The sequence below is a fragment of the Streptomyces sp. NPDC002574 genome (genome assembly GCF_042889545.1).
Lineage (GTDB): Bacteria > Actinomycetota > Actinomycetes > Streptomycetales > Streptomycetaceae > Actinacidiphila.
Window position 1 is genome coordinate 255204 of sequence record NZ_JBIARB010000005.1, and the last position, 18960, is coordinate 274163.

The 18960-nt window shown below is 73.7% G+C and carries 17 protein-coding genes; 10 read left to right on the top strand and 7 right to left on the bottom strand.

Going from position 1 to position 18960, the window contains the following annotated elements:
• Positions 1-6 precede the first annotated feature (6 nt).
• The 3 genes from ACFYXS_RS13745 to ACFYXS_RS13755 form a co-directional block, all read right to left on the bottom strand.
• Complete coding sequence (locus ACFYXS_RS13745) at positions 7-2154, bottom strand: SpoIIE family protein phosphatase (protein ID WP_389247415.1); 2148 nt, start codon at positions 2152-2154, stop codon at positions 7-9.
• Between the two features lie 187 nt (positions 2155-2341).
• A complete protein-coding gene (locus ACFYXS_RS13750; RefSeq protein ID WP_389247418.1) occupies positions 2342-2875 on the bottom strand; it encodes a winged helix-turn-helix domain-containing protein in 534 nt (177 codons plus the stop codon).
• A 297-nt stretch (positions 2876-3172) separates the two neighbouring features.
• On the bottom strand, positions 3173-3373 hold the full coding sequence (locus tag ACFYXS_RS13755) for a hypothetical protein (protein WP_389247420.1): 201 nt from the start codon (positions 3371-3373) through the stop codon (positions 3173-3175).
• An 81-nt stretch (positions 3374-3454) separates the two neighbouring features.
• On the opposite strand from ACFYXS_RS13755, the gene ACFYXS_RS13760 reads away from it, so the two are divergent.
• On the top strand, positions 3455-5542 hold the full coding sequence (locus ACFYXS_RS13760) for an FUSC family protein (protein ID WP_389247422.1): 2088 nt from the start codon (positions 3455-3457) through the stop codon (positions 5540-5542).
• 494 nt (positions 5543-6036) lie between these two features.
• Here ACFYXS_RS13760 and ACFYXS_RS13765 read toward each other — a convergent pair whose 3' ends face one another.
• Positions 6037-7260, bottom strand: coding sequence for an acyl-CoA dehydrogenase family protein (locus tag ACFYXS_RS13765; RefSeq protein ID WP_389247424.1), 1224 nt, complete (start codon positions 7258-7260; stop codon positions 6037-6039).
• A 125-nt stretch (positions 7261-7385) separates the two neighbouring features.
• Between ACFYXS_RS13765 and ACFYXS_RS13770 the strand changes: the two genes are divergently transcribed.
• Positions 7386-8036: a TetR family transcriptional regulator gene (locus ACFYXS_RS13770; RefSeq protein WP_389247426.1), complete on the top strand. Its 651-nt coding sequence runs from the start codon at positions 7386-7388 to the stop codon at positions 8034-8036.
• A gap of 14 nt (positions 8037-8050) precedes the next feature.
• Here the strand turns inward: ACFYXS_RS13770 and def are convergent, their stop codons facing one another.
• Positions 8051-8596 (bottom strand): peptide deformylase, encoded by a 546-nt coding sequence (gene def, locus ACFYXS_RS13775; protein ID WP_389247428.1) that lies wholly within the window; start codon positions 8594-8596, stop codon positions 8051-8053.
• 163 nt (positions 8597-8759) lie between these two features.
• Between def and ACFYXS_RS13780 the strand changes: the two genes are divergently transcribed.
• The 6 genes from ACFYXS_RS13780 to ACFYXS_RS13805 all read left to right on the top strand — a co-directional run bounded on the left by ACFYXS_RS13780 (position 8760) and on the right by ACFYXS_RS13805 (position 14360).
• Positions 8760-9998, top strand: a complete 1239-nt coding sequence (locus tag ACFYXS_RS13780; protein ID WP_389247430.1) for a MurT ligase domain-containing protein — start codon at positions 8760-8762, stop codon at positions 9996-9998.
• A 31-nt stretch (positions 9999-10029) separates the two neighbouring features.
• On the top strand, positions 10030-10758 hold the full coding sequence (locus ACFYXS_RS13785) for a type 1 glutamine amidotransferase (RefSeq protein ID WP_389247432.1): 729 nt from the start codon (positions 10030-10032) through the stop codon (positions 10756-10758).
• Between the two features lie 167 nt (positions 10759-10925).
• Positions 10926-11951: a 6-phosphofructokinase gene (locus ACFYXS_RS13790; protein ID WP_389247434.1), complete on the top strand. Its 1026-nt coding sequence runs from the start codon at positions 10926-10928 to the stop codon at positions 11949-11951.
• 141 nt (positions 11952-12092) lie between these two features.
• Positions 12093-13046, top strand: coding sequence for a cytochrome c oxidase assembly protein (locus ACFYXS_RS13795; RefSeq protein WP_389247436.1), 954 nt, complete (start codon positions 12093-12095; stop codon positions 13044-13046).
• A 32-nt stretch (positions 13047-13078) separates the two neighbouring features.
• A complete protein-coding gene (locus tag ACFYXS_RS13800) occupies positions 13079-14125 on the top strand; it encodes a hypothetical protein (RefSeq protein ID WP_389247438.1) in 1047 nt (348 codons plus the stop codon).
• A 73-nt stretch (positions 14126-14198) separates the two neighbouring features.
• Positions 14199-14360: a hypothetical protein gene (locus tag ACFYXS_RS13805; RefSeq protein ID WP_319660654.1), complete on the top strand. Its 162-nt coding sequence runs from the start codon at positions 14199-14201 to the stop codon at positions 14358-14360.
• Positions 14361-14395: 35 nt separating this feature from the next.
• Here the strand turns inward: ACFYXS_RS13805 and ACFYXS_RS13810 are convergent, their stop codons facing one another.
• Positions 14396-15100, bottom strand: a complete 705-nt coding sequence (locus tag ACFYXS_RS13810; protein WP_389247440.1) for a TetR/AcrR family transcriptional regulator — start codon at positions 15098-15100, stop codon at positions 14396-14398.
• 119 nt (positions 15101-15219) lie between these two features.
• On the opposite strand from ACFYXS_RS13810, the gene ACFYXS_RS13815 reads away from it, so the two are divergent.
• The gene (locus ACFYXS_RS13815) at positions 15220-16677 is read left to right on the top strand and encodes an MFS transporter (protein WP_389247442.1); all 1458 of its coding nucleotides are present in this window, start codon (positions 15220-15222) and stop codon (positions 16675-16677) included.
• Positions 16678-16711: 34 nt separating this feature from the next.
• Here ACFYXS_RS13815 and ACFYXS_RS13820 read toward each other — a convergent pair whose 3' ends face one another.
• Positions 16712-17908, bottom strand: coding sequence for a S1 family peptidase (locus ACFYXS_RS13820; protein WP_389247444.1), 1197 nt, complete (start codon positions 17906-17908; stop codon positions 16712-16714).
• Positions 17909-18183: 275 nt separating this feature from the next.
• Between ACFYXS_RS13820 and ACFYXS_RS13825 the strand changes: the two genes are divergently transcribed.
• Positions 18184-18909, top strand: coding sequence for a lysophospholipid acyltransferase family protein (locus ACFYXS_RS13825; RefSeq protein WP_389247446.1), 726 nt, complete (start codon positions 18184-18186; stop codon positions 18907-18909).
• The last annotated feature ends 51 nt before the right edge of the window (positions 18910-18960 follow it).

Below are 18960 nucleotides of genomic sequence, written 5' to 3' on the forward strand. Positions count from 1 at the left end.
GTGCTTTCAGCCGGCCGGGGTACCAGGGGCCGGCGCACCGGCCCCCGGATCGTGGAACTCGCACCACACGGCCTTGCCGGAACCGTGCGGTTCCACACCCCAGGCGTCGGCGAGCCGGTCCACCAGCAGCAGCCCGCGGCCGGACGGCTCGCCGTCACCGGGATGGCGGCGGCGCGGCCAGTCGGCGGCCAGGTCGTGCACCTCGACGCGCAGCCGCCGGGCGGGGCCCGCGCCGTCGTGTGCCGGGGCCGGGGCCGGATCGGGGAGCAGCCGCAGGGTGAGCACGGCGCCGCCGTCGGTGTGCACCAGGGCGTTGGTGATCAGTTCGTCGGCGGCGAGGGCGGCCTCGTCGGCCCGGTCGGGCATGCCCCACTCCGCCATGGCGTCCCGGACCACGGCACGGGCCTCGGCGAGCGCCCGCGGGTCCCCGGGGGCGACGTGCTGGTGCCGCCGGCGGGCCGGGGAAGGCTCGCCCTCACCGTCGCCGTCGCGGCGCAGCAGGAGTAGCGCCATGTCGTCCTCGGTGGCCGGCTCGCCCATGACGGTGGTCAGGTGGTCGGCGAGGTTCTGCAGGCCGCAGGGGCCGTCGCGCAGCGCCCCCGCCAGCAGGCGCACACCGTCGTCGAGGTCGGCGCCGGGCCGCTCGACGAGTCCGTCAGTGAACATCAGAAACGTTTCGCCTGGGGCGAGTTCGGCCCGGGTCACCGGGTACTCGGCCGGGCCGAACTGGGCGGACAGGCCGAGCGGGAGCCCACCGGCGGTGGGCAGCACGCGGACGGTGCCGTCGGCCCGCCGCACGAGCGGGTCGATGTGGCCGGCACGGACCACGAGGGTGGTGCCGGCGGCGGGGTCGACCTGGGCGTACAGGCAGGTGGCGAAGCGGTCGGTGTCGAGTTCGTGCAGGAAGGCGGAGGCACGGGCCATGACGGTGGCCGGCGGGTGGCCCTCGGCGGCGTAGGCGCGCAGCGCTATCCGCAACTGCCCCATGACGGCGGCGGCGTGGGTGTCGTGTCCCTGGACGTCGCCGATGACGACCGCGACCCGGCCCCCGGGGACCGCCACGACGTCGTACCAGTCACCGCCGATGTCCCGGGCCAGTCGCGCCGAGCGGTAGCGCACGGCGATCCCGGCGCCCGGGACGTCCGGAATCGTGCGGGGCAGCATCGCGGTCTGCAGGCCCTGCGCGATGTCGTGCTCCTGGTCGAACAGGATGGCCCGCTGCAGGCTCTGGGCGATGCTGCCGCCGAGCGCGATGAGCAGATCGCGCTCCTGCGGGGAGAACGTGGTCTTGTGCCGGTAGAGCAGACCCAGCGCGCCGATCGGCTTGCCCTGCGCGATGAGCGGCAGATAGGCCGCGGCCGAGGGGCCCAGCGGCTCGATGTGCGGCCACAACGTCGGGTAGCGGCGGGCGAATTCCTCGGGCGAGGTGATGAAGCGCGGCGTCAGCGTGCGGACGACCTCGCTCATCGGGTAGTCGTCGTCGATGCGGGTGAACTGGAGCTCCGGGACCCAGCTGGTCTCCTTGGCGTCGCTCACCACGTGCACCCGGCCGCCCTCGACCTGGCCGAGGAAGAGGCTGGCGATGCCGAGCCGGTCCATCCTGCGGTTGCCGGTCAGGGCGGCGGTCACGTCGCGGACGGTCACGGCCCGCGCCAGGGACGCGGTCACCTCGACCACGAGGTTGCTCTCGGTGGACCGGTCCTCCTCCTCGCGCAGGCAGGCGGCGGCCTGGGCGAGTTCGTCCGTGGCGTCGATGGCGATGCCGATCACGCGGCAGGCCCGGCCGGCGCCGTCGCGCACGACACGGCCCCGCAGGCGGACCCATCCGAAGCGCCCGTCACGGCGGGTCAGCCGGCTGTAGGCGCCCCAGGACGCGTGCCCCTCGGCGAGCGCCTGCTTGATCGTGCGGCCGACGGCGGCGGCATCGTCGGGTGTCAGCCGGGACAGCATGGCCAGGGGGTCGCCCTCGAACTCCTCGGGGCGCACGTCGAGCACGCGCAGCGCCTCCGCGTCCAGGTGCACACGCTCGCGGTCGAGGTCCCAGTCGAAACCGCCCACGCCGTTGAGCGCCATGTGCGTGGCCGCGGAGGCCGGCCAGCCGGCCGGCACGGGTATCCCGGATGCCGGGGGCGCCCACTCCCGAGACTCAGCCATCACGCCCTCCGGACCTGCCTCCGTCGCGCTGGACCGCGCCGGAAATGGGGACAGCGTACCCATACTCCGCTGGGGGGACATGCCACGGACGTTACGCGTGGGAAAAGCGGGCGCCGCCGGGGCCGCGGAAGCTCCCCGGCGGCGTCGCGAGGCCGTCGCGGGACCGGCCCGCGCGCCTCACGGAGCGTCAGCCGGCCGCGGGCGGAGCGTACTTGTAGCCGACCCGCCGCACGGTGACGATGCTGCCGCGGTGCTCGGGCCCGAGCTTGCGGCGCAGCCGGGCGACGTGGACGTCCACGGTGCGGCCGTCACCCACATGGCCGTACCCCCAGACGGTGGTGACCAGCTGGTCCCGGGTGTGCACCCGGTGCGGGTGGGCGACGAGATGGGCGAGCAGCTCGAACTCCAGGTACGTGAGGTCGAGGGTGCGGCCGCGCACCTGGGCGACACGCCGTTCGGCGTCCACGCGCACCAGCGGCGGCACGTCGGGGGCGGCGGGCGGCTCCGGCGCGGGAGCCACCTGCTCGGCGGGGACGAGGACGAGGTAGCCGACCATCGGGGGCTGTCCCGCCAGTTCCGGGATCACATGTCCCGGAGCGGGCAGCCAGGTGGCACCGGGCGGCAGGAAGTCGGGAACCGGCGGCGGGACCTCGCCGGGACGCACGGCGCGCAGGCGCTGGCGGCCCGCGGCCGGCACGGGGAGGGGCGGGGGGAGCGACATGGGGTCTCGGTTCTTTCGCGCGAAGGAGTCGTGGACGACGTCTTGCGCGGGACGACCGGGACACCGACAGCGGGCGGCAGCCGTGGTTCGGTGGCGTCAGCTGTGGGCCGGGGTCCGCGCGGGAACCGCGCGACAACACTCCCGGTCGAACTGGTACTCCTGCCGAGACGGCCAGAACGGCTCGAGGTCGCTGCGACCTGTCGCGGTGTCAGTGAGGCTGGCCATGGAAACCATTGAACCACGGGCCCCGCCCGCCGCGAACGCGAATTCCCGACCCCGAGCGTTCGGCCCTTTCGTCTACAGCGGCTGCGGTTCCGGCTGCGGTTCGGGCGCGGGATCGGGGTCCGGCCGCGACGGCGGCTCGGGCAGCGGATCCGGTGCGGGACCGGGCACCGGGTGCGGCGAGGGCGGCACCGGGTCGGGCGGGAAGGGCGGCACGGGGTTCGGGGACGGCACAGGAGGCACGGTCGCGCGGGGTGCGCGGGCAAGGGCGGTCATGACGGGATGTCCTCCTCGGGGCTCGCCGGAACGGATCTTGCGCTGCGCTTACCCGACGCTCCGGGTCCTATCCTCTGGATCATGAGCTGGTTGCCCGCGGTGGGCCGCGCCGCCCGTGCGGGGCTGCGGCTGGAGCGCGCCAAGCTGGAGCCACTGATCGCCCTGCGCGGCGCCGCGGGGGTCGCCGTCGTGGTCGGCGTGACGCTCTGGCTGGCCTCCCCGGTGTTCGCCGCGGCGTCCGCCTTCGGGGCCTTCGCCTCCGGCATGGCGACCTTCCAGCGCAGCTGGCGCCCCCGGCCGCTGCTGGCCCTGGTGACGGGGACCGGGCTGGCGGTGAGCACCTTCCTGGGCTACCTCGCGGGCGCGCACTGGGCCCTGTTCGTGGTGCTGATCGCGGTCTGGGCGTTCCTGGCGGGCACCGCGTGGGCGCTGGGCCCGACGGCGGGCCTGGTCTCGTCGCTGACGGTAGCGGTGATGCTGGTCGTGGTCACCCTGCCCACGTCGGTGGCGACGGCGCTGGGTCACGCGGCGGTGATCGCGGCCGGTGGAGCGGTGCAGGCCGCGCTGATCGTGATCATCCCCCTGCGGCGCTGGGGGCCGCAGCGCGACGCCCTGGCCGACGCCTTCGCGGCGGAGGCGGACTACGCGCGCCGGCTGCGGCACGACCCCGTGGCGCCGTTCGATCCCGCGCCGCTGATGGCCGCGCGCAGCGCCGCCACGGTCACGCCCCGCCAGGCCCGCCGCCGGCCGGCGGCACTGCGGGGCAAACGCGTGCTGGCCGAGCGCATCCGCCCGGTCCTGGCCTCGCTGGCGGACCCGGCGGTCGGCGCGGCCGCCGAGGGGCCCGAACGCGACCGGGCCCGGCAGCTGCTGGCGGCAGCCGCCGACGTGCTGGACGCGGTGGCGCGGGCGGTGCGCAAGGCCGAGCCGGTGCGCGTGCCGGCGGAGGCCGAGGCCGTCGTGCTCGTCGATCCCGGACCCGAGGACCGGCTCACCGGGCCCGCCCGGCGCACCGCCTTGCGGCTGATCGCGCTCCTCGGCGAGGCCGTGTCCGCCGCGGCCGGCCGCCAGGGCTCCGTCGGGGCGGACACCGCCCACCTGCGGCGTCCCACGCTGTGGGAGCTGGTGCCGCTGACCGCCCGCACGGTCCGCCGGGAGCTGCGGTCGGACTCCCCCGTCCTCCGGCACGCGATCCGGCTCGCGGCGGTCACCCCGGCCGGCTACGCCCTCGGCGCCGCACTGCCGCTCGGCCACGGCTACTGGGCGCCGCTGACCTCGGTGATGGTGATGCGGCCGGACTTCTCGCAGACGTACGCGCGCGGCGTGGCGCGTTTCGTCGGCACGCTGGCCGGGGTGACCGTGGCGACGGCCGTCATGCAGGCGTTCTCCCCCGGGCCGTACCTGTGCGCGGCCCTGGCCCTGGTCTCGGTCGCCCTGCTGTACCTGCTGATGCGCACCGGGTACCTGGTCTCGCAGGTGGCCGTCTCCGCGTACGTGGTGTTCCTGCTGGGCATGGCCGGCGCCCAGTGGACGCAGACCGTGCCGGAGCGGGTCCTGCTGACCCTGCTCGGCGGGCTGCTGGCGATGATCGGGTACGCGGTCTTCCCCGCGTGGGAGACGCCCCGGCTGCGGGACCGCCTCGCGGAGCGCATCGAGGCGACCGGGCGCTACGCCGCCGCTGCCCTCGACGCGCACGGCGCCCCGGGGACCGGCCGCCGCGAGGCCGTGCGCTCCGCGTTGCTGGACGCACGCGCCGCCGCCGTCGCGTGGGACCAGGCCGTGGCCCGCGCGAACGCCGAGCCGGTCCGCGGCCGCGGGATCTCCCGGCGCTCCGCGGACGCCGCCGACGCCGCGCTCTCGGCCCTCGGCCGCGTCCCGATGCTCATGGAGGCCCACATCCCCGCGCCGGACGCTCCCCCGGTACCGGACGCCGTCCCCTTCGCCGCCGCGCTGCGCGACGCCACGGCCCGGGGCGCCGCCGCGGTCCGCGCCCGGCGCCCGCCGGACTTCTCCGGCGTCCGGGCGACGCTGGAGCCGTGGCCGCCGTCGGCGGACGACCGCGTGGTGCGCCGCAGTGCCGAGCTCCTCCTCGAAACCCTCGACGACCTCGAAGCCGCCTTCCGCCCCCTCCCCCGCACCCGCCCCTCCCGCCGCCGACTCGCCCCGTAGGGCGCCGGGACCGGGTGAGGCCGCGCCGGATCGCGGCGCGGCGGGCGCGCGACCGGCCGAAACAGCCGCCTCCGTCACGTGCCGGGACGGTGGGCGGGCACACCGCCGCACCGTCACCCCACAGCGACAGCCGGCGGCAGGCCGCGGGTGCGGTGGTACCCCGGACGCACAGGTCGAGGACGTCGCGAGTACCTGCGGCCGCAGCCCGCACCGTCACGGCGTCCGCCGGCTCCGCGGCGAAGGGGCGACAAGTGCTCGCGGCAGTGCGCCGGTGCGTCGCGGCGGACCTGCGAGCGGGCGGGTGGCTGCCGTACGCCGCGACAGCGGCTCGAACTGCCGGCCGGCCCCGCCTGGCCGCAGGCCCGGCCGTGCACCGGCCGGCCCCGGAACCGTCCCTCGCGCCGCGCGCGACGCACACGGGGTAGGGGGCGCCACCGAAGCCTCCGGTGACACCCCCGAGCCGGCCCGCCGGAATCCCTCCGCGGAGCGGCCCGTCAGCGGATGGGCACGCCCGAGACCGTACGGGCGATGACGAGGCGCTGGATCTCGCTGGTGCCTTCGAAGATCGTGTAGATGGCCGCGTCCCGGTGCATGCGCTCGACCGGGTACTCGCGGGTGTAGCCGTTGCCGCCGAGGATCTGGATGGCCTGGCCGGTGACCTTCTTGGCCGTCTCGCTGGCGAAGAGCTTGGACATCGAGCCCTCGGCCGACGTGAAGGGCTTGCCGGCGATCGCCATCCAGGAGGCGCGCCACACCAGCAGGCGCGCGGCGTCGATCTGCGTGCGCATGTCGGCGAGTTGGAAGGCGACGCCCTGGTTGTCGATGATCGGGCGGCCGAACTGGGTGCGGGTCGTCGCGTAGTCGAGGGCGACCTCGTACGCGGCGCGGGCGGTGCCCACCGCCATCGCGCCGACGGCGGGCCGGGAGGCCTCGAACGTGGCCATGGCGGCGTTCTTGACGCGCTCGCCGCCCAGGGCGCGCTCCCGGGCACGGGCGAGGCGCTCGTCGAGCCGTTCCTTTCCGCCGAGCAGGCAGTGCCCGGGGACGCGGACGCCGTCGAGGACGACCTCGGCGGTGTGGGAGGCGCGGATGCCGTGCTTCTTGAACTTCTGCCCCTGCGAGAGCCCGGGGGTGTTCGGCGGGACGATGAACGAGGCGTGGCCCTTGGACCCCAGCGCGGGGTCGACGACGGCGACCACGACGTGGACGTTGGCTATGCCGCCGTTGGTGGCCCAGGTCTTGGTGCCGTTGATGACCCACTCGTCCTTGGCCTCGTCGTACACCGCGGTGGTCCGCATGGAGCTGACGTCGGAGCCCGCGTCCGGTTCCGAGGAGCAGAACGCGGCCACCTTCACGTCGGCGGCGTCGCCGTACATCTGCGGGATCCAGGTGCCGATCTGCTCCTCGGTGCCGTTGGCGAGGACGCCGACCGCCGCGAGCCCGGTGCCGACGATGGACAGGCCGATGCCGGCGTCGCCCCAGAAGAGCTCCTCCATGGCGATCGGGATGCCGAGACCCGTGGGGTCGAAGTACTGCTGGGCGTAGAAGTCCAGGGAGTACAGGCCGATCTTCGCGGCCTCCTGGATCACCGGCCACGGAGTCTCCTCGCGCTCGTCCCACTCCGCCGCGGCCGGGCGCATGACGTCGGCGGCGAAGCCGTGGATCCAGTCACGCACCGATTTCTGGTCGTCGTCGAGCTCGAGCGTGAAGCCGCCCATGGTCCCCTCCACGTGCTGGTTACTTGCGGTAACGCCAGTCTGTTACCGGCCGGTAAGCGATGTCAACCGGACCTGGGGTGTTACGTTGCGCAGACGGGAGAAATCGAACGGGCGGGGAGGCTCGGGTGGGTACCAGCCAGCGGCAGGACCAGCGAACGGCGACCGCGGCGGAGGAACGCCGCAGGGAGCTGCTCGAGGCCGCGGACCGCGTCGTGCTGCGGGACGGCCCGGAGGCGTCCATGAACGCGATCGCCGCCGAGGCCGGCATCACCAAGCCCATTCTGTACCGGCACTTCGGCGACAAGAGCGGTCTTTACCGCGCCCTGGCCATCCGTCACACCGACGCGCTGCTCGCCAACCTGCGGGCCGCTCTGGACGCGCCGAACGAGCGCCGCGACCGGGTCGAGGCGACCCTGCACGCGTACCTCTCCGCGATCGAGGCCCGGCCCCAGGTCTACCGCTTCCTGATGCACCCGGCGGAGAACGCCACCGAGGGCGAGCACGGATTCGACGTCGGCCGCCACTCGGCCCCGGTGCTGCGCCGCATGGGCGAGGAACTGGCCCGATTCATCGCCGAGCGGCTGGACCTCGGCCCCGACGGCCAGGAGGCGGCCCGGGTCTGGGGTCACGGCATCGTCGGCATGATGCACGCCGCCGGTGACTGGTGGCTCGGCGAACGCCCCTGCTCGCGGGACGTGCTGGTGCGGCACCTGGCCGATCTCCTGTGGGGCCGGCTGGCCGCGGTGGGCGACCGCCCCGGCGCCCCGCTGCTGTAGACCCCGCCGACGTGTCAGCGGGACACCGCCCACGGGGCACGCCGGGCGGCGCGCAGGGTCCACCGGCGGCGCAGGCCGGTGAGCCGGTCGGTGAAGACGCCGCCGTCGAGGTGGTCACTCTCGTGCTGCAGGCAGCGGGCGAAGAATCCGGTGCCCTCCACGCGCAGCGGCCGGCCGTGCAGATCGACGCCCTCGACGACGGTCTCGTCGTGGCGGGACGTGGGCGCGTGCACGCCCGGGAGCGACAGACAACCCTCGTGGCCGGTCACCGTGACCCCGCCGATGTGCGTCACCCTCGGATTCACCACATGGCCGAGGTGGCGGATCTCCTCGTCGTCCGGGCAGTCCCAGACGAACACCCGCAGGGGGACCCCGATCTGGTTCGCGGCCAGGCCGACCCCGTCGTGCGCGTACATCGTGGCGTACAAGTCCTCGACCAGCGCGGCGAGTTCGGCGTCGAAAGCGGTCACCTCACGGCAGGGCGCGGTGAGCTCCGGGTCTCCCAGCAACCGCATCGGACGGACGGTCCCGGAGCTGCCGGGGATGGTGACGTGTGGCATGCGGGCCAGCGTACGGGGGCGGCTCGTTTCAGCGCCGGTAGGGGAAGTGGATAGGCTGATCGGCGACCGATGCCTTCCGGCCGGTGAGACGGCCGGGGCACGCGCTCCGGCGGACCGCCGGGGAGGGCGACCGGGGCCGGACGCGAGGAGGATGGTGGAGACGATGGCAGGCAACGCGGAGCCACTGTCGCCGCGGGCCAAGCTGGCCGTGACGGCGGGCAAGGCCGCGGCAGCGGTGTCGCGGGCGGCGGGACGCGGCAGCGGCTCGGTGATCGGCGGCCGGGTGGCGCTCAAACTCGACCCGGACCTGCTGGCCCGGCTGGCGACGCACCTCGACGTCGTGCTCGTTTCGGCCACCAACGGCAAGACCACCACCACCCGGCTGCTCGCCGAGGCGCTGCGTGCCAACGGCGAGGTCGTCTCCAACGCGCTCGGCGCCAATATGCCGGCCGGCATCACCTCGGCCCTGGCGGGCGGCTCCGAGGCCCGCTACGGCGTGATCGAGGTCGACGAGAAGTACCTGGCCGGTGTGGCACGGGACGTGCACCCCAAGGCCATCGCCCTGCTGAACCTCTCGCGCGACCAGCTGGACCGGGCCGCCGAGACGCGCATGCTGGCCGAGAAGTGGCGCGAGGGACTGGCCGGCACCGACGCGATCATCATCGCCAACGCCGACGACCCGCTGATCACCTGGGCGGCCTCCTCCTGCCCGACCGTCGTCTGGGTCGCCGCCGGCCAGGAGTGGAAGGACGACGCCTGGTCCTGCCCGTCCTGCGGCGGTGTGCTCCAGCGCCCCTCCGAGGACTGGTTCTGCGGCGAGTGCGGCTTCCGCCGCCCGACCCCGACCTGGGCGCTCTCCGGCGACCACGTGATCGACCCGTACGGCTCCGCCTGGCCGATCCAGTTGCAGCTGCCCGGCCGCGCCAACAAGTCGAACGCCACCGTCTCCGCCGCCGCGGCCGCCGCCTTCGGCGTGGACCCCAAGGTCGCGCTGGAGCGGATGTACAAGGTCCAGGCGGTGGCCGGACGCTACGACGTGGTGCAGTTCCAGGGCCGCGACGTACGACTGCTGCTGGCGAAGAACCCGGCCGGCTGGCTGGAGACCTTCTCGCTGATCGACGGGCCGCCCACGCCGGTGATCCTCTCGGTGAACGCCCGCGGCGCCGACGGCACCGACACCTCGTGGCTGTGGGACGTGGACTACACCCGGCTGGCCGGGCACCCGATCCGGGTGATCGGCGACCGTAAGCTGGACCTGGCGGTCCGCCTGGAGGTCGCCGGGCTGCAGTTCCAGGTGTGCGCGGACTTCGACGAGGCGGTGCGCACCTCGCCGCAGGGCCGGATCGAGGCCATCGCCAACTACACCGCGTTCCAGGACCTGCGCCGCCGCGTCGGCAACTGACCGAAGACCCGTTTCGACAGGAGAACACGCCATGAGCGACTCCAGCCTGCGCCTGGTGTGGGTCTACCCCGACCTGCTCAGCACCTACGGCGACCAGGGCAACGTGCTGGTCACCGAACGCCGCGCGCGCCAGCGCCGGGTCCCGGTCACCCGCATCGACGTACGGTCCGACCAGCCGATCCCGACCTCCGGTGACATCTACCTGATCGGCGGCGGCGAGGACCGGCCGCAGCGGCTGGCCGCCGAGCGGCTGCGCCGCGACGGCGGGCTGAACCGCGCGGTCGACAACGGTGCCATCGTCTTCTCGGTCTGCGCCGGCTACCAGATCCTCGGCCACGAGTTCGTCAACGACCTCGGCCGCCCCGAGCCGGGCCTCGGCCTGCTCGACGTGGTCAGCGTCCGCGGCGAGGGCGAGCGGTGCGTCGGCGACGTCCTGGCCGACATCGACCCGGCGCTCGGCCTGCCGCCGCTGACCGGCTTCGAGAACCACCAGGGCATCACGCACGTCGGCAAGTACGCCCGCCCGCTCGCCCGCACCCGGTTCGGCAACGGCAACGGGACGGGCGACGGCACCGAGGGCGCGTACAACGAGACCGTCTTCGGCACCTACATGCACGGCCCGGTCATGGCCCGCAATCCGCAGATCGCGGACATGCTGATCAAGCTGGCGATGGACGTCAGGGCACTGCCGCCCGTGGACGACCAGTGGTACGAGGCGCTGCGCACGGAGCGGATCGCCGCCGCCACGCAGCCTGCCTGAAGCAGCGGTACCGGGAGCGGGGCCCGGGCCGGGAGTGTCCGCAGTGCGGGCGGCGTTTCCGTCGTCCGTGCCCGGCTCGATAACGTAGGTATTGCGGCGCGCGCGTCGCAGGTCCATCCGGACGACGGCGTCCGGCGCCCGGATCGATCTTCCAGGAGTAACGAGCAATGCGTATTGGTGTGCTGACGAGCGGCGGCGACTGCCCCGGCCTGAACGCCGTCATCCGGTCGGTCGTGCACCGCGCGGTCGTCGACCACGGGGACGAGGTCATAGGTTTCCACGACGGGTGGAAGGGCCTCCTCGAATGCGACTACCGCAAGCTCGACCTCGACGCGGTGGGCGGCATCCTGGCCCGCGGCGGCACGATCCTCGGTTCCTCCCGGGTCCGTCCCGAGCACCTGCGGGACGGCGTGGAGCGGGCCAAGGGCCACGTCGCCGACCTCGGCCTCGACGCGATCATCCCGATCGGCGGTGAGGGCACCCTCAAGGCGGCCCGCCTGCTGTCGGACAACGGGCTGCCGATCGTGGGCGTGCCCAAGACCATCGACAACGACATCGCCTCCACCGACGTCACCTTCGGCTTCGACACCGCCGTGACCGTCGCCACCGAGGCGCTGGACCGTCTCAAGACCACCGCCGAATCGCACCAGCGCGTGCTGATCGTCGAGGTCATGGGGCGCCACACGGGCTGGATCGCGCTGCACTCCGGCATGGCGGCCGGCGCGCACGCGATCGTGGTGCCGGAGCGTCCCTTCGACATCGAGGAGCTGACCCGGCGGGTCGGCGAGCGCTTCTCGGCGGGCAAGAAGTTCGCCATCGTGGTGGTCTCGGAGGGCGCCAAGCCCCGCGAGGGCACCATGCCGTTCGAGGCCGGCGTCAAGGACGCGTACGGCCACGAGCGCTTCACCGGCATCGCCACCCGGCTCTCGGTGGAACTGGAGGAGCGGCTGGGCAAGGAGGCCCGCCCGGTGATCCTCGGCCACGTGCAGCGCGGTGGCACCCCGACCGCGTACGACCGCGTGCTCGCCACCCGCTTCGGCTGGCACGCCGTGGAGGCCGCGCACAACGACGACTTCGGCATGATGACGGCGCTGCGCGGCACCGACATCACCCTGGTCCCGCTCGCCGAGGCCGTCGAGCACCTCAAGACGGTGCCCGTCGAGCGCTACGTCGAGGCCGAGTGCGTGCTGTGACGCGCTGATCACCCTTCTGGAACCGCCCCCGGCCGCGAGCGCGACCGGGGGCGGTTCTAGTCTGGTGCGGGCGCACCCGCCCCAACCGGCACATTGCCGACGGCGCGGTGCGTGCGGACGGGCACGACAGGAGAGTGACGGATGGACCACGGCGGACACGGCATGATGACGGAGCTCCCGCCGTTCACTCTCGGCCGGGGGCTCGCCTTCAGCGGGGACGCGTTCTTCCTCGTCGGCTGCCTGCTGGCGCTGGGCCTGTACGGCGTCGCCGTCGTGCGCCTGCGCAGCCGCGGCGACCACTGGCCGGTCGGACGCGTCATCGCCTTCGTCTGCGGCGTGCTGTCCATCGGGCTGGCGATGTGCACCGCGCTGAACGACTACGGCATGGTCATGTTCAGCGTCCACATGGTGCAGCACATGGTGCTGTCGATGGTCGCCCCGATCCTGCTGCTGCTCGGCGCCCCGGTGACGCTGGCACTGCGCGCGCTGCCGGCCGCCCCGCGCGGCCGCAAGGGGCCGCGCGAGCTGCTGGTCGCGCTGCTGCACAGCCGCTACATGCAGGTGGTCACGCATCCGGCGTTCACCATCCCGCTGTTCATCGCGAGCCTGTACGGGCTCTACTTCACCCCGCTGTTCGACACCCTGATGGGCAGCCGGGCCGGGCACATCGCGATGATGGTGCACTTCCTCGCCGTGGGCCTGGTCTTCTTCTGGCCGATCATGGGCGTCGACCCCGGACCGCACCGGCCGGGGTACGTGATGCGGATGCTGGAACTGTTCGCGGGCATGCCCTTCCACGCGTTCTTCGGCATCGCGCTGATGATGGCCTCCGAGCCCATGATCCGCACCTTCCAGCACCCCTCGGCCTCGCTGGGGATCGACGCCCTCGACGACCAGACCGCCGCCGGCGGCATCGCCTGGGCGTTCAGCGAGATCCCCTCGGTCCTCGTGCTGGTGGCGCTGCTGATCCAGTGGTACACCTCGGAACAGCGGCACGCCCGCCGCAAGGACCGTGCGGCGGACCGCGACGGTGACGCGGAACTGGCCGCGTACAACGCCTACTTGGCATCCTTGGAGGCGCGGGGTCGCGGCTGACCGGGGCCGCCCGCCGCGAAGGGAGGCCCTCGATGGGCGACCAGGTACGGATATCGGGCGACGCGCTGCTCCTGCCGGGCGGTGTGACGGTGCGCTTCATGCGTACGCTGCGCCTGCCCGAGACGGGCACGCACCCCCTGCCACCAGGGCTCGGCACCTTCCCGCTGCGCCGCGTCGCGGACTTCCCCGACCGCGCGCCCGAGCAGTGGCTCGCGCGCGGCGGCGTCATGCTGCCGGTCTACCAGCGCGAGGCGATGTGGCTGAGCTTCTCGGCCACCGCGCCCGCCGCGCTGCAGGTGGGCGTCGGCAAGGTCTGCGCGGTGTCGGGCAAGCCGTGGAACGACCGGCTCACGCAGAACCCGCAGAACTACGTCGTGCTCCCCAGGCAACCGTGGCTGGACGGCATCAACTCCGGCTCCGGCACGATCCGGCAGTTCGTCGCCGTGCCGCTGGGCCTCGGTGCGACCGTCGAGGGCCAGGTCACCGGCGAGGAGGTCTGGGGCGGGGTGCAGCTCCAGGTCTCCGAGCTCCGCGAGGACCGGCTGGCGGCCTGGCAGGCCGAGCAGCGGCGCGGCGACGGCGTGCCCCGTGCGGCCTTCGGCGGGTACGGAGGTCCCGCGGGCGCGATGCCGATGGCGCCGATGGCGGCACCCGCCCCCGGCGCGGCGCCCTCCGGACGGACGCGCGGGCCGGCGCGGTCCGCCCCCGCGATGGGGCTGGGCGCGGGCGGACGGATGCGGCAGGAGGTCTACCGCGACGACCGCAAGCCCTCCGACTGGCGGGACGAACCGTCGGGCCGGATCTTCGTCCACCTGACCACGGCCCCCGAATGGCGCCGCATCACCGGCGAGGCACCGCCGCCGTCCCCGGTGAACCGGGCGGCGTACACCGCGGCCGGGCTGCCGTGGTTCGACTACTACGACGCCGACGCGGAGGACCTGGCGGCCCCCGAGACCCTCACCCAGGTGAAGCCGGTCGGCGACTGGCTGGGCGAGGACGAGTCGCCCTGGGTGCCCCCGGCGCCGGGACAGGTGCAGCAGCTCAAGGGTGACGGCACGGTCACCGACGGCGACTGGTAGCGCCCCGGGGCCCGTCGGGGCGACCATGGTGTCCGGGCCGCCGCCGTGCGCCGCCCGGGGAGGAGGGCCCTCGATGCCCGCACCTGCGAAGGCGATGATCGCGCTCACGGTGGCCTGCCTGGTCGCCGTGACCGCGTACACGGTGGCCCTCGGGCCGAACGGCTGGCTCTGGTTCGCCTGGGTCGTGCTCGGCCTCGCGACGATCGGCACCTTCGCGATCCGCACGCCGCGCTGACTCCGCCCCGTGCCGGGGCTCCGGTGCGGCGGCCGTCAGGCCGTCGCGTGCCGGGCGAGGCCGGAGACGAGGAGGTCGAGGCCGAACTCGAACCGTTCGTCGCCCTCGCTGCGGGTGAGGGCGTCGACCATGCCCGTGATGTGCGGGAACCGATCGGGCGGCAGTGAGGCGAAGTACTCGCGGGCGCGGGCCACCTGCTCCTCCAGGCTCACTTCGGACGCGCCGAAGCCCTGTGCGCGCTGCGAGTCCTCCACGGCGGTCGCGGTGATGAAGAGCGCCAGGGCGTCCACCCCGTAGGAGCAGACGCGGTCGGACAGGCCGCCGGCCTTGAGGATCCCGAGCATGGCCTCGGCGTTGAGCAGGGCGTTGGGGCCCGAGGGGATGCCCTGGCCCAGAGCGGCCCTGGACAGGTCGCGGTGGGTGACGAGGACCCGGCGGCCTTCGCGGGCCATCTCCTTGATCTGTTCCTGCCACCGCTCGGGATCCGGCTCCGGGCGCGTCACATCGGTCTGGATGCGGTCCAGGAGGAGCTCCAGCAGCTCCTCCTTGTTGGAGACGTGCGCGTAGAGCGAGGCGGCGCCGGTGTCCAGCTCCTGAGCGACACGGCGCATGCTCAGCGCGTCGAGGCCCTCGGCGTCGACGATCCGCAGGGCGGCGGTGACGACCGCCTCCTGGCTGAGCGTGCGGCGGGGCGCCTTCTTGCGCTCGGGGCGCCAGGGCGGGGCGGGGACCGATGTCACGGGCTGCGTACCTCCGGGAGCGGAACACGAACAGCGTACTTGACACGAACGATGTTCGTCTTCTAGAACACTGTTCGTTGAGAACGAACGTCGTTCGCCCACGCCACCCGGAGGCCTCCGTGAGCACCGAAGCATCCCTCTCCCCGCCGACGCCCACGGCCGCCTCCTCCGGCGGCCACCCCCTGCGCAAGCTCGGCCTCGCCGTGGTCCTGGCCGTCGAGATCATGGATCTGCTCGACGCCACGATCGTCGGCGTCGCCTCGCCCTCGATCCGCGCCGATTTCGGCGGCAGCTCCACGCAGATCCAGTGGATCACCGCCGCCTACACCCTCACGTTCTCCGTGCTGATGATCACCGGGGCGCGGCTGGGCGACATCGTCGGACGCCGCCGGATGTTCCTGGCCGGACTCGCCGGCTTCACGGTCTGCTCCGCGCTGTGCGCGGCGGCGGGCTCGGCCGGGATGCTCATCGGCGGGCGGGCCGCGCAGGGGGTGTTCGCCGCGATGATGGTCCCGCAGGGCCTCGACATCCTGCGCCAGATGTTCCCGCCGCAGGAACAGGGCGCGGCCTTCGGCGCCTTCGGCCCGGTCATGGGGCTGGCCGCGGTCGCCGGGCCGGTGCTCGGCGGCTTCCTCACCGACGCGGACCTGCTCGGCTCCGGCTGGCGCGCGGTCTTCCTGATCAACGTCCCGATCGGCGTCGTCGCCTTCGTCGCCGCGCTGCGCATCCTGCCCGAGGGCCGGGCGCCGCACGCGCCACGGCTGGACCTCCCCGGGTCGGCGCTGGTCAGCCTCGGGGTGCTCATGCTGGTGTACCCGCTGGTGCAGGGCCGTGACCTGGGCTGGCCGCTGTGGACGTACCTGTCCATGGCGGGCGCGGTCCCGGTCTTCTGGCTCTTCGTCCGCTACCAGCGGCGACTGGTGGCCCGCGGCGGATCACCCCTGGTCGAGCCCGGTCTTTTCCGGCACCGGGGCTTCAGCGCCGCGCTCGTCGTGGGCGTGGTCTTCTTCGCCGCGATCAGCGGGCTGATGCTCGTGCTCACCCTGCACCTGCAGGTGGGCCTGGGCTACAGCGCCCTGCACGCCGGTGCCTCGATGATCCCCTGGTCCGCCGGCACCGTGATCGGCGCCGTGCTCTCCGGAGCGGTGCTCGGACCGAAGTACGGCCGGCTCACGATCCAGGCCGGCTTCGCGCTGTCCGCCGTCGCGGTCGCCGCGCTCGCCCTCACGGTGCACCTCGCCGGTCACGGGGCGACCACCTGGCAACTGCTGCCCGCACTGCTGCTCAACGGCTTCGCGATGGGCCTGGTCATGGCGCCGTTCTTCGACATCGCCCTCGCCGACGTCGAGGAGCACGAGAACGGATCGGCCTCCGGCGTGCTCAACGCCGTGCAGCAGCTGGGCGGGTCGGTCGGTGTCGCGGTACTGGGCACGGCCTTCTTCTCGTACGCGGCCGGCGGGGACACCGTGGACGCCGCCCAGTGGACGGCGCTCATGACGGCGGCGGCCTTCGTCGTCGCCCTGGCGGCCACCGTCCTGATGCCCCGTCACGCCCGGGAGGGCGCGACGGGGCACTGACCGGGTGACGTCAGGTGGCCAGGCGGTCAGGCGGTCAGGCGGTGTGGAGCGTCAGACCGTACCGGGACAGGATCGGGTTCACAGGCTGGAACCAGGTCTCACCGCCGGAGGAGCAGTTGCCCCAGCCGCCGGAGGTGACGCCCTGGGCCTGGTCGCCGCTGATGAACGAGCCGCCGGAGTCGCCCGGTTCGGCGCACACGTTGGTCTTGGTCAGGCCGAACACGCTGCCCTGGCTGTAGTTCACCGTCTCGTTCTTCGCCAGGACCGTGCCGCAGTGCCAGTGGGTCGTGGACCCCGAGCGGCACACCGAGGCACCGACCGGCGCCTCGGCGGAGCCGCGGACCAGGGCGTCGGGGACGGTGCCCCAGCCCAGCACCACCGGGACCGTCCACCAGCCGCTGCCGACGTTGACCCAGCCGTAGTCGTTGCCGGGGAACGTCCCGCCCTGGAAGTTGCCGATGTAGGAACCGTCCCAGCCGTTCACCCCGGCGCCGAGCTGGGCGCAGTGGCCGGCGGTCACGAAGCCGCCGTAGACGGAGAAGCCGATCGAGCAGCGGATGTTGTGGCTGTAGTAGGGGTCACCGCCAACGGTGCCCGCCGCGAGGGTCACCGGGGCACGGCCGGCCGGCCGCACCGAGGTGACGACGGCGTCCGGCGCGGCCCGGCGGGCCCGGGCCACGAAGGCCTCGGTGGCGGCGTCGTGCTCCGCCCCGGCGCGGACGTCGACCACCACGCGGTTGGCGCGCGGGTCGACCCGCCACCCCGTCACCCCGGACGGGGCGGCCTTCGCCCTGGCCGTGCGGTCCAAACCGGTCTTGACCGCGTCGAGTTCGCCCGCGGTGTGCCGGACGAGCCGGGCCCCCGCCCCGGTGCCGCGCACGGCTTCGGCGCCGTGGGCGCCCACGACCGCGACGACGAGCCGGCCGCTTTTCGCGTCGTACCAGGAACCGCCGTACGCGGCGCCGGCCGCGCGCCGGGCCGTCGGCTCCAGCCGCGTCGCGGCGGCCTCGTCCCGGAGTCGTTCACGGGCCTGACCGCGGGTCAGGCCCAGGTCGCGCGCCATGATCCCGACCAGCTCCGCGGAGGCGGGCGCGGAGGTGCGGGCGGAGGTGCGGGCCGCGGTGGCGGCGGGCGCGGCGGCGGCGGGCGAGAGCGAGGTGAGCGTGCCGCCCAGGCCGGCCAGTACGAGAAGGGCGGACAGGCCCATGCGCGCGCTGATCCTGCGTCTCATGACAGGTCCCCTAACTGTTGTGGGAGGAAGGTCTGCAGGGGGGTGCAGAGGGTGCTGAGGGATCTCATGAGAGCGCTCTCACCGACGACGTCGCGGCGAGCCTAGGGCTGACGATTAGTCATGTCCATACCAACTTCGCGTCAGGTCGTGCACGAGGGCCGCCCGCGACCGGTGACGGACAGCGAGGCGGGCACCTACACTGGCCGTCCCCGACACGCCTTCCGACGTGGCAGAACGCTGCCCCGAGGCCGAGCCGGACGGTTGGGAGTCGCCCCGTGTTCTACTACGTGCTCAAGTACGTGCTCCTCGGCCCGCTCCTCAGGCTGCTGTTCCGCCCGAGGATCGAGGGCATGGAGAACATCCCGGAGGAGGGCGCCGCGATCGTCGCAGGGAACCACCTGTCGTTCTCCGACCACTTCCTGATGCCGGCGATCCTGCCGCGGCGCATCACGTTCCTCGCCAAGGCCGAGTACTTCACCGGCCCCGGCGTCAAGGGCCGGCTGACCGCGGCGTTCTTCCGGAGCGCGGGGCAGATCCCGGTCGACCGCTCCGGCGGCAAGGCGGGCGAGTCGGCGATCCGGGAGGGGCTGAAGGTGCTGGCCAAGGACGAGTTGCTCGGCATCTACCCCGAGGGCACGCGCTCGCACGACGGACGGCTGTACAAGGGCAAGGTGGGCGTGGCGACGATGGCCCTGCGCGCGAAGGTCAAGGTGATCCCCTGCGCGATGATCGGCACGTACGAGATCCAGCCGGCCGGACGCCGGCTGCCGCGCATCAAGCCGGTGACCATCCGCTTCGGCGAACCGCTGGAGTTCTCCCGCTTCGAGGGGATGGACCACGAGCGCTTCGTGGTGCGCTCCGTGACCGACGAGATCATGTACGCCATCCTGGAGCTGTCCGGCCAGGAGTACGTCGACCGCTACGCCGCGGACGTCAAGGCCGAGGAGCAGGGCCGGAATCCGGGGCGCGGCGTCGGCTCCCGGCTGCGGCGCGGCGCCTGACCGGCCCCTCGCCGTGCTCGTTGCGCCCTCAGCGGATCCGCGTAGGGCGAA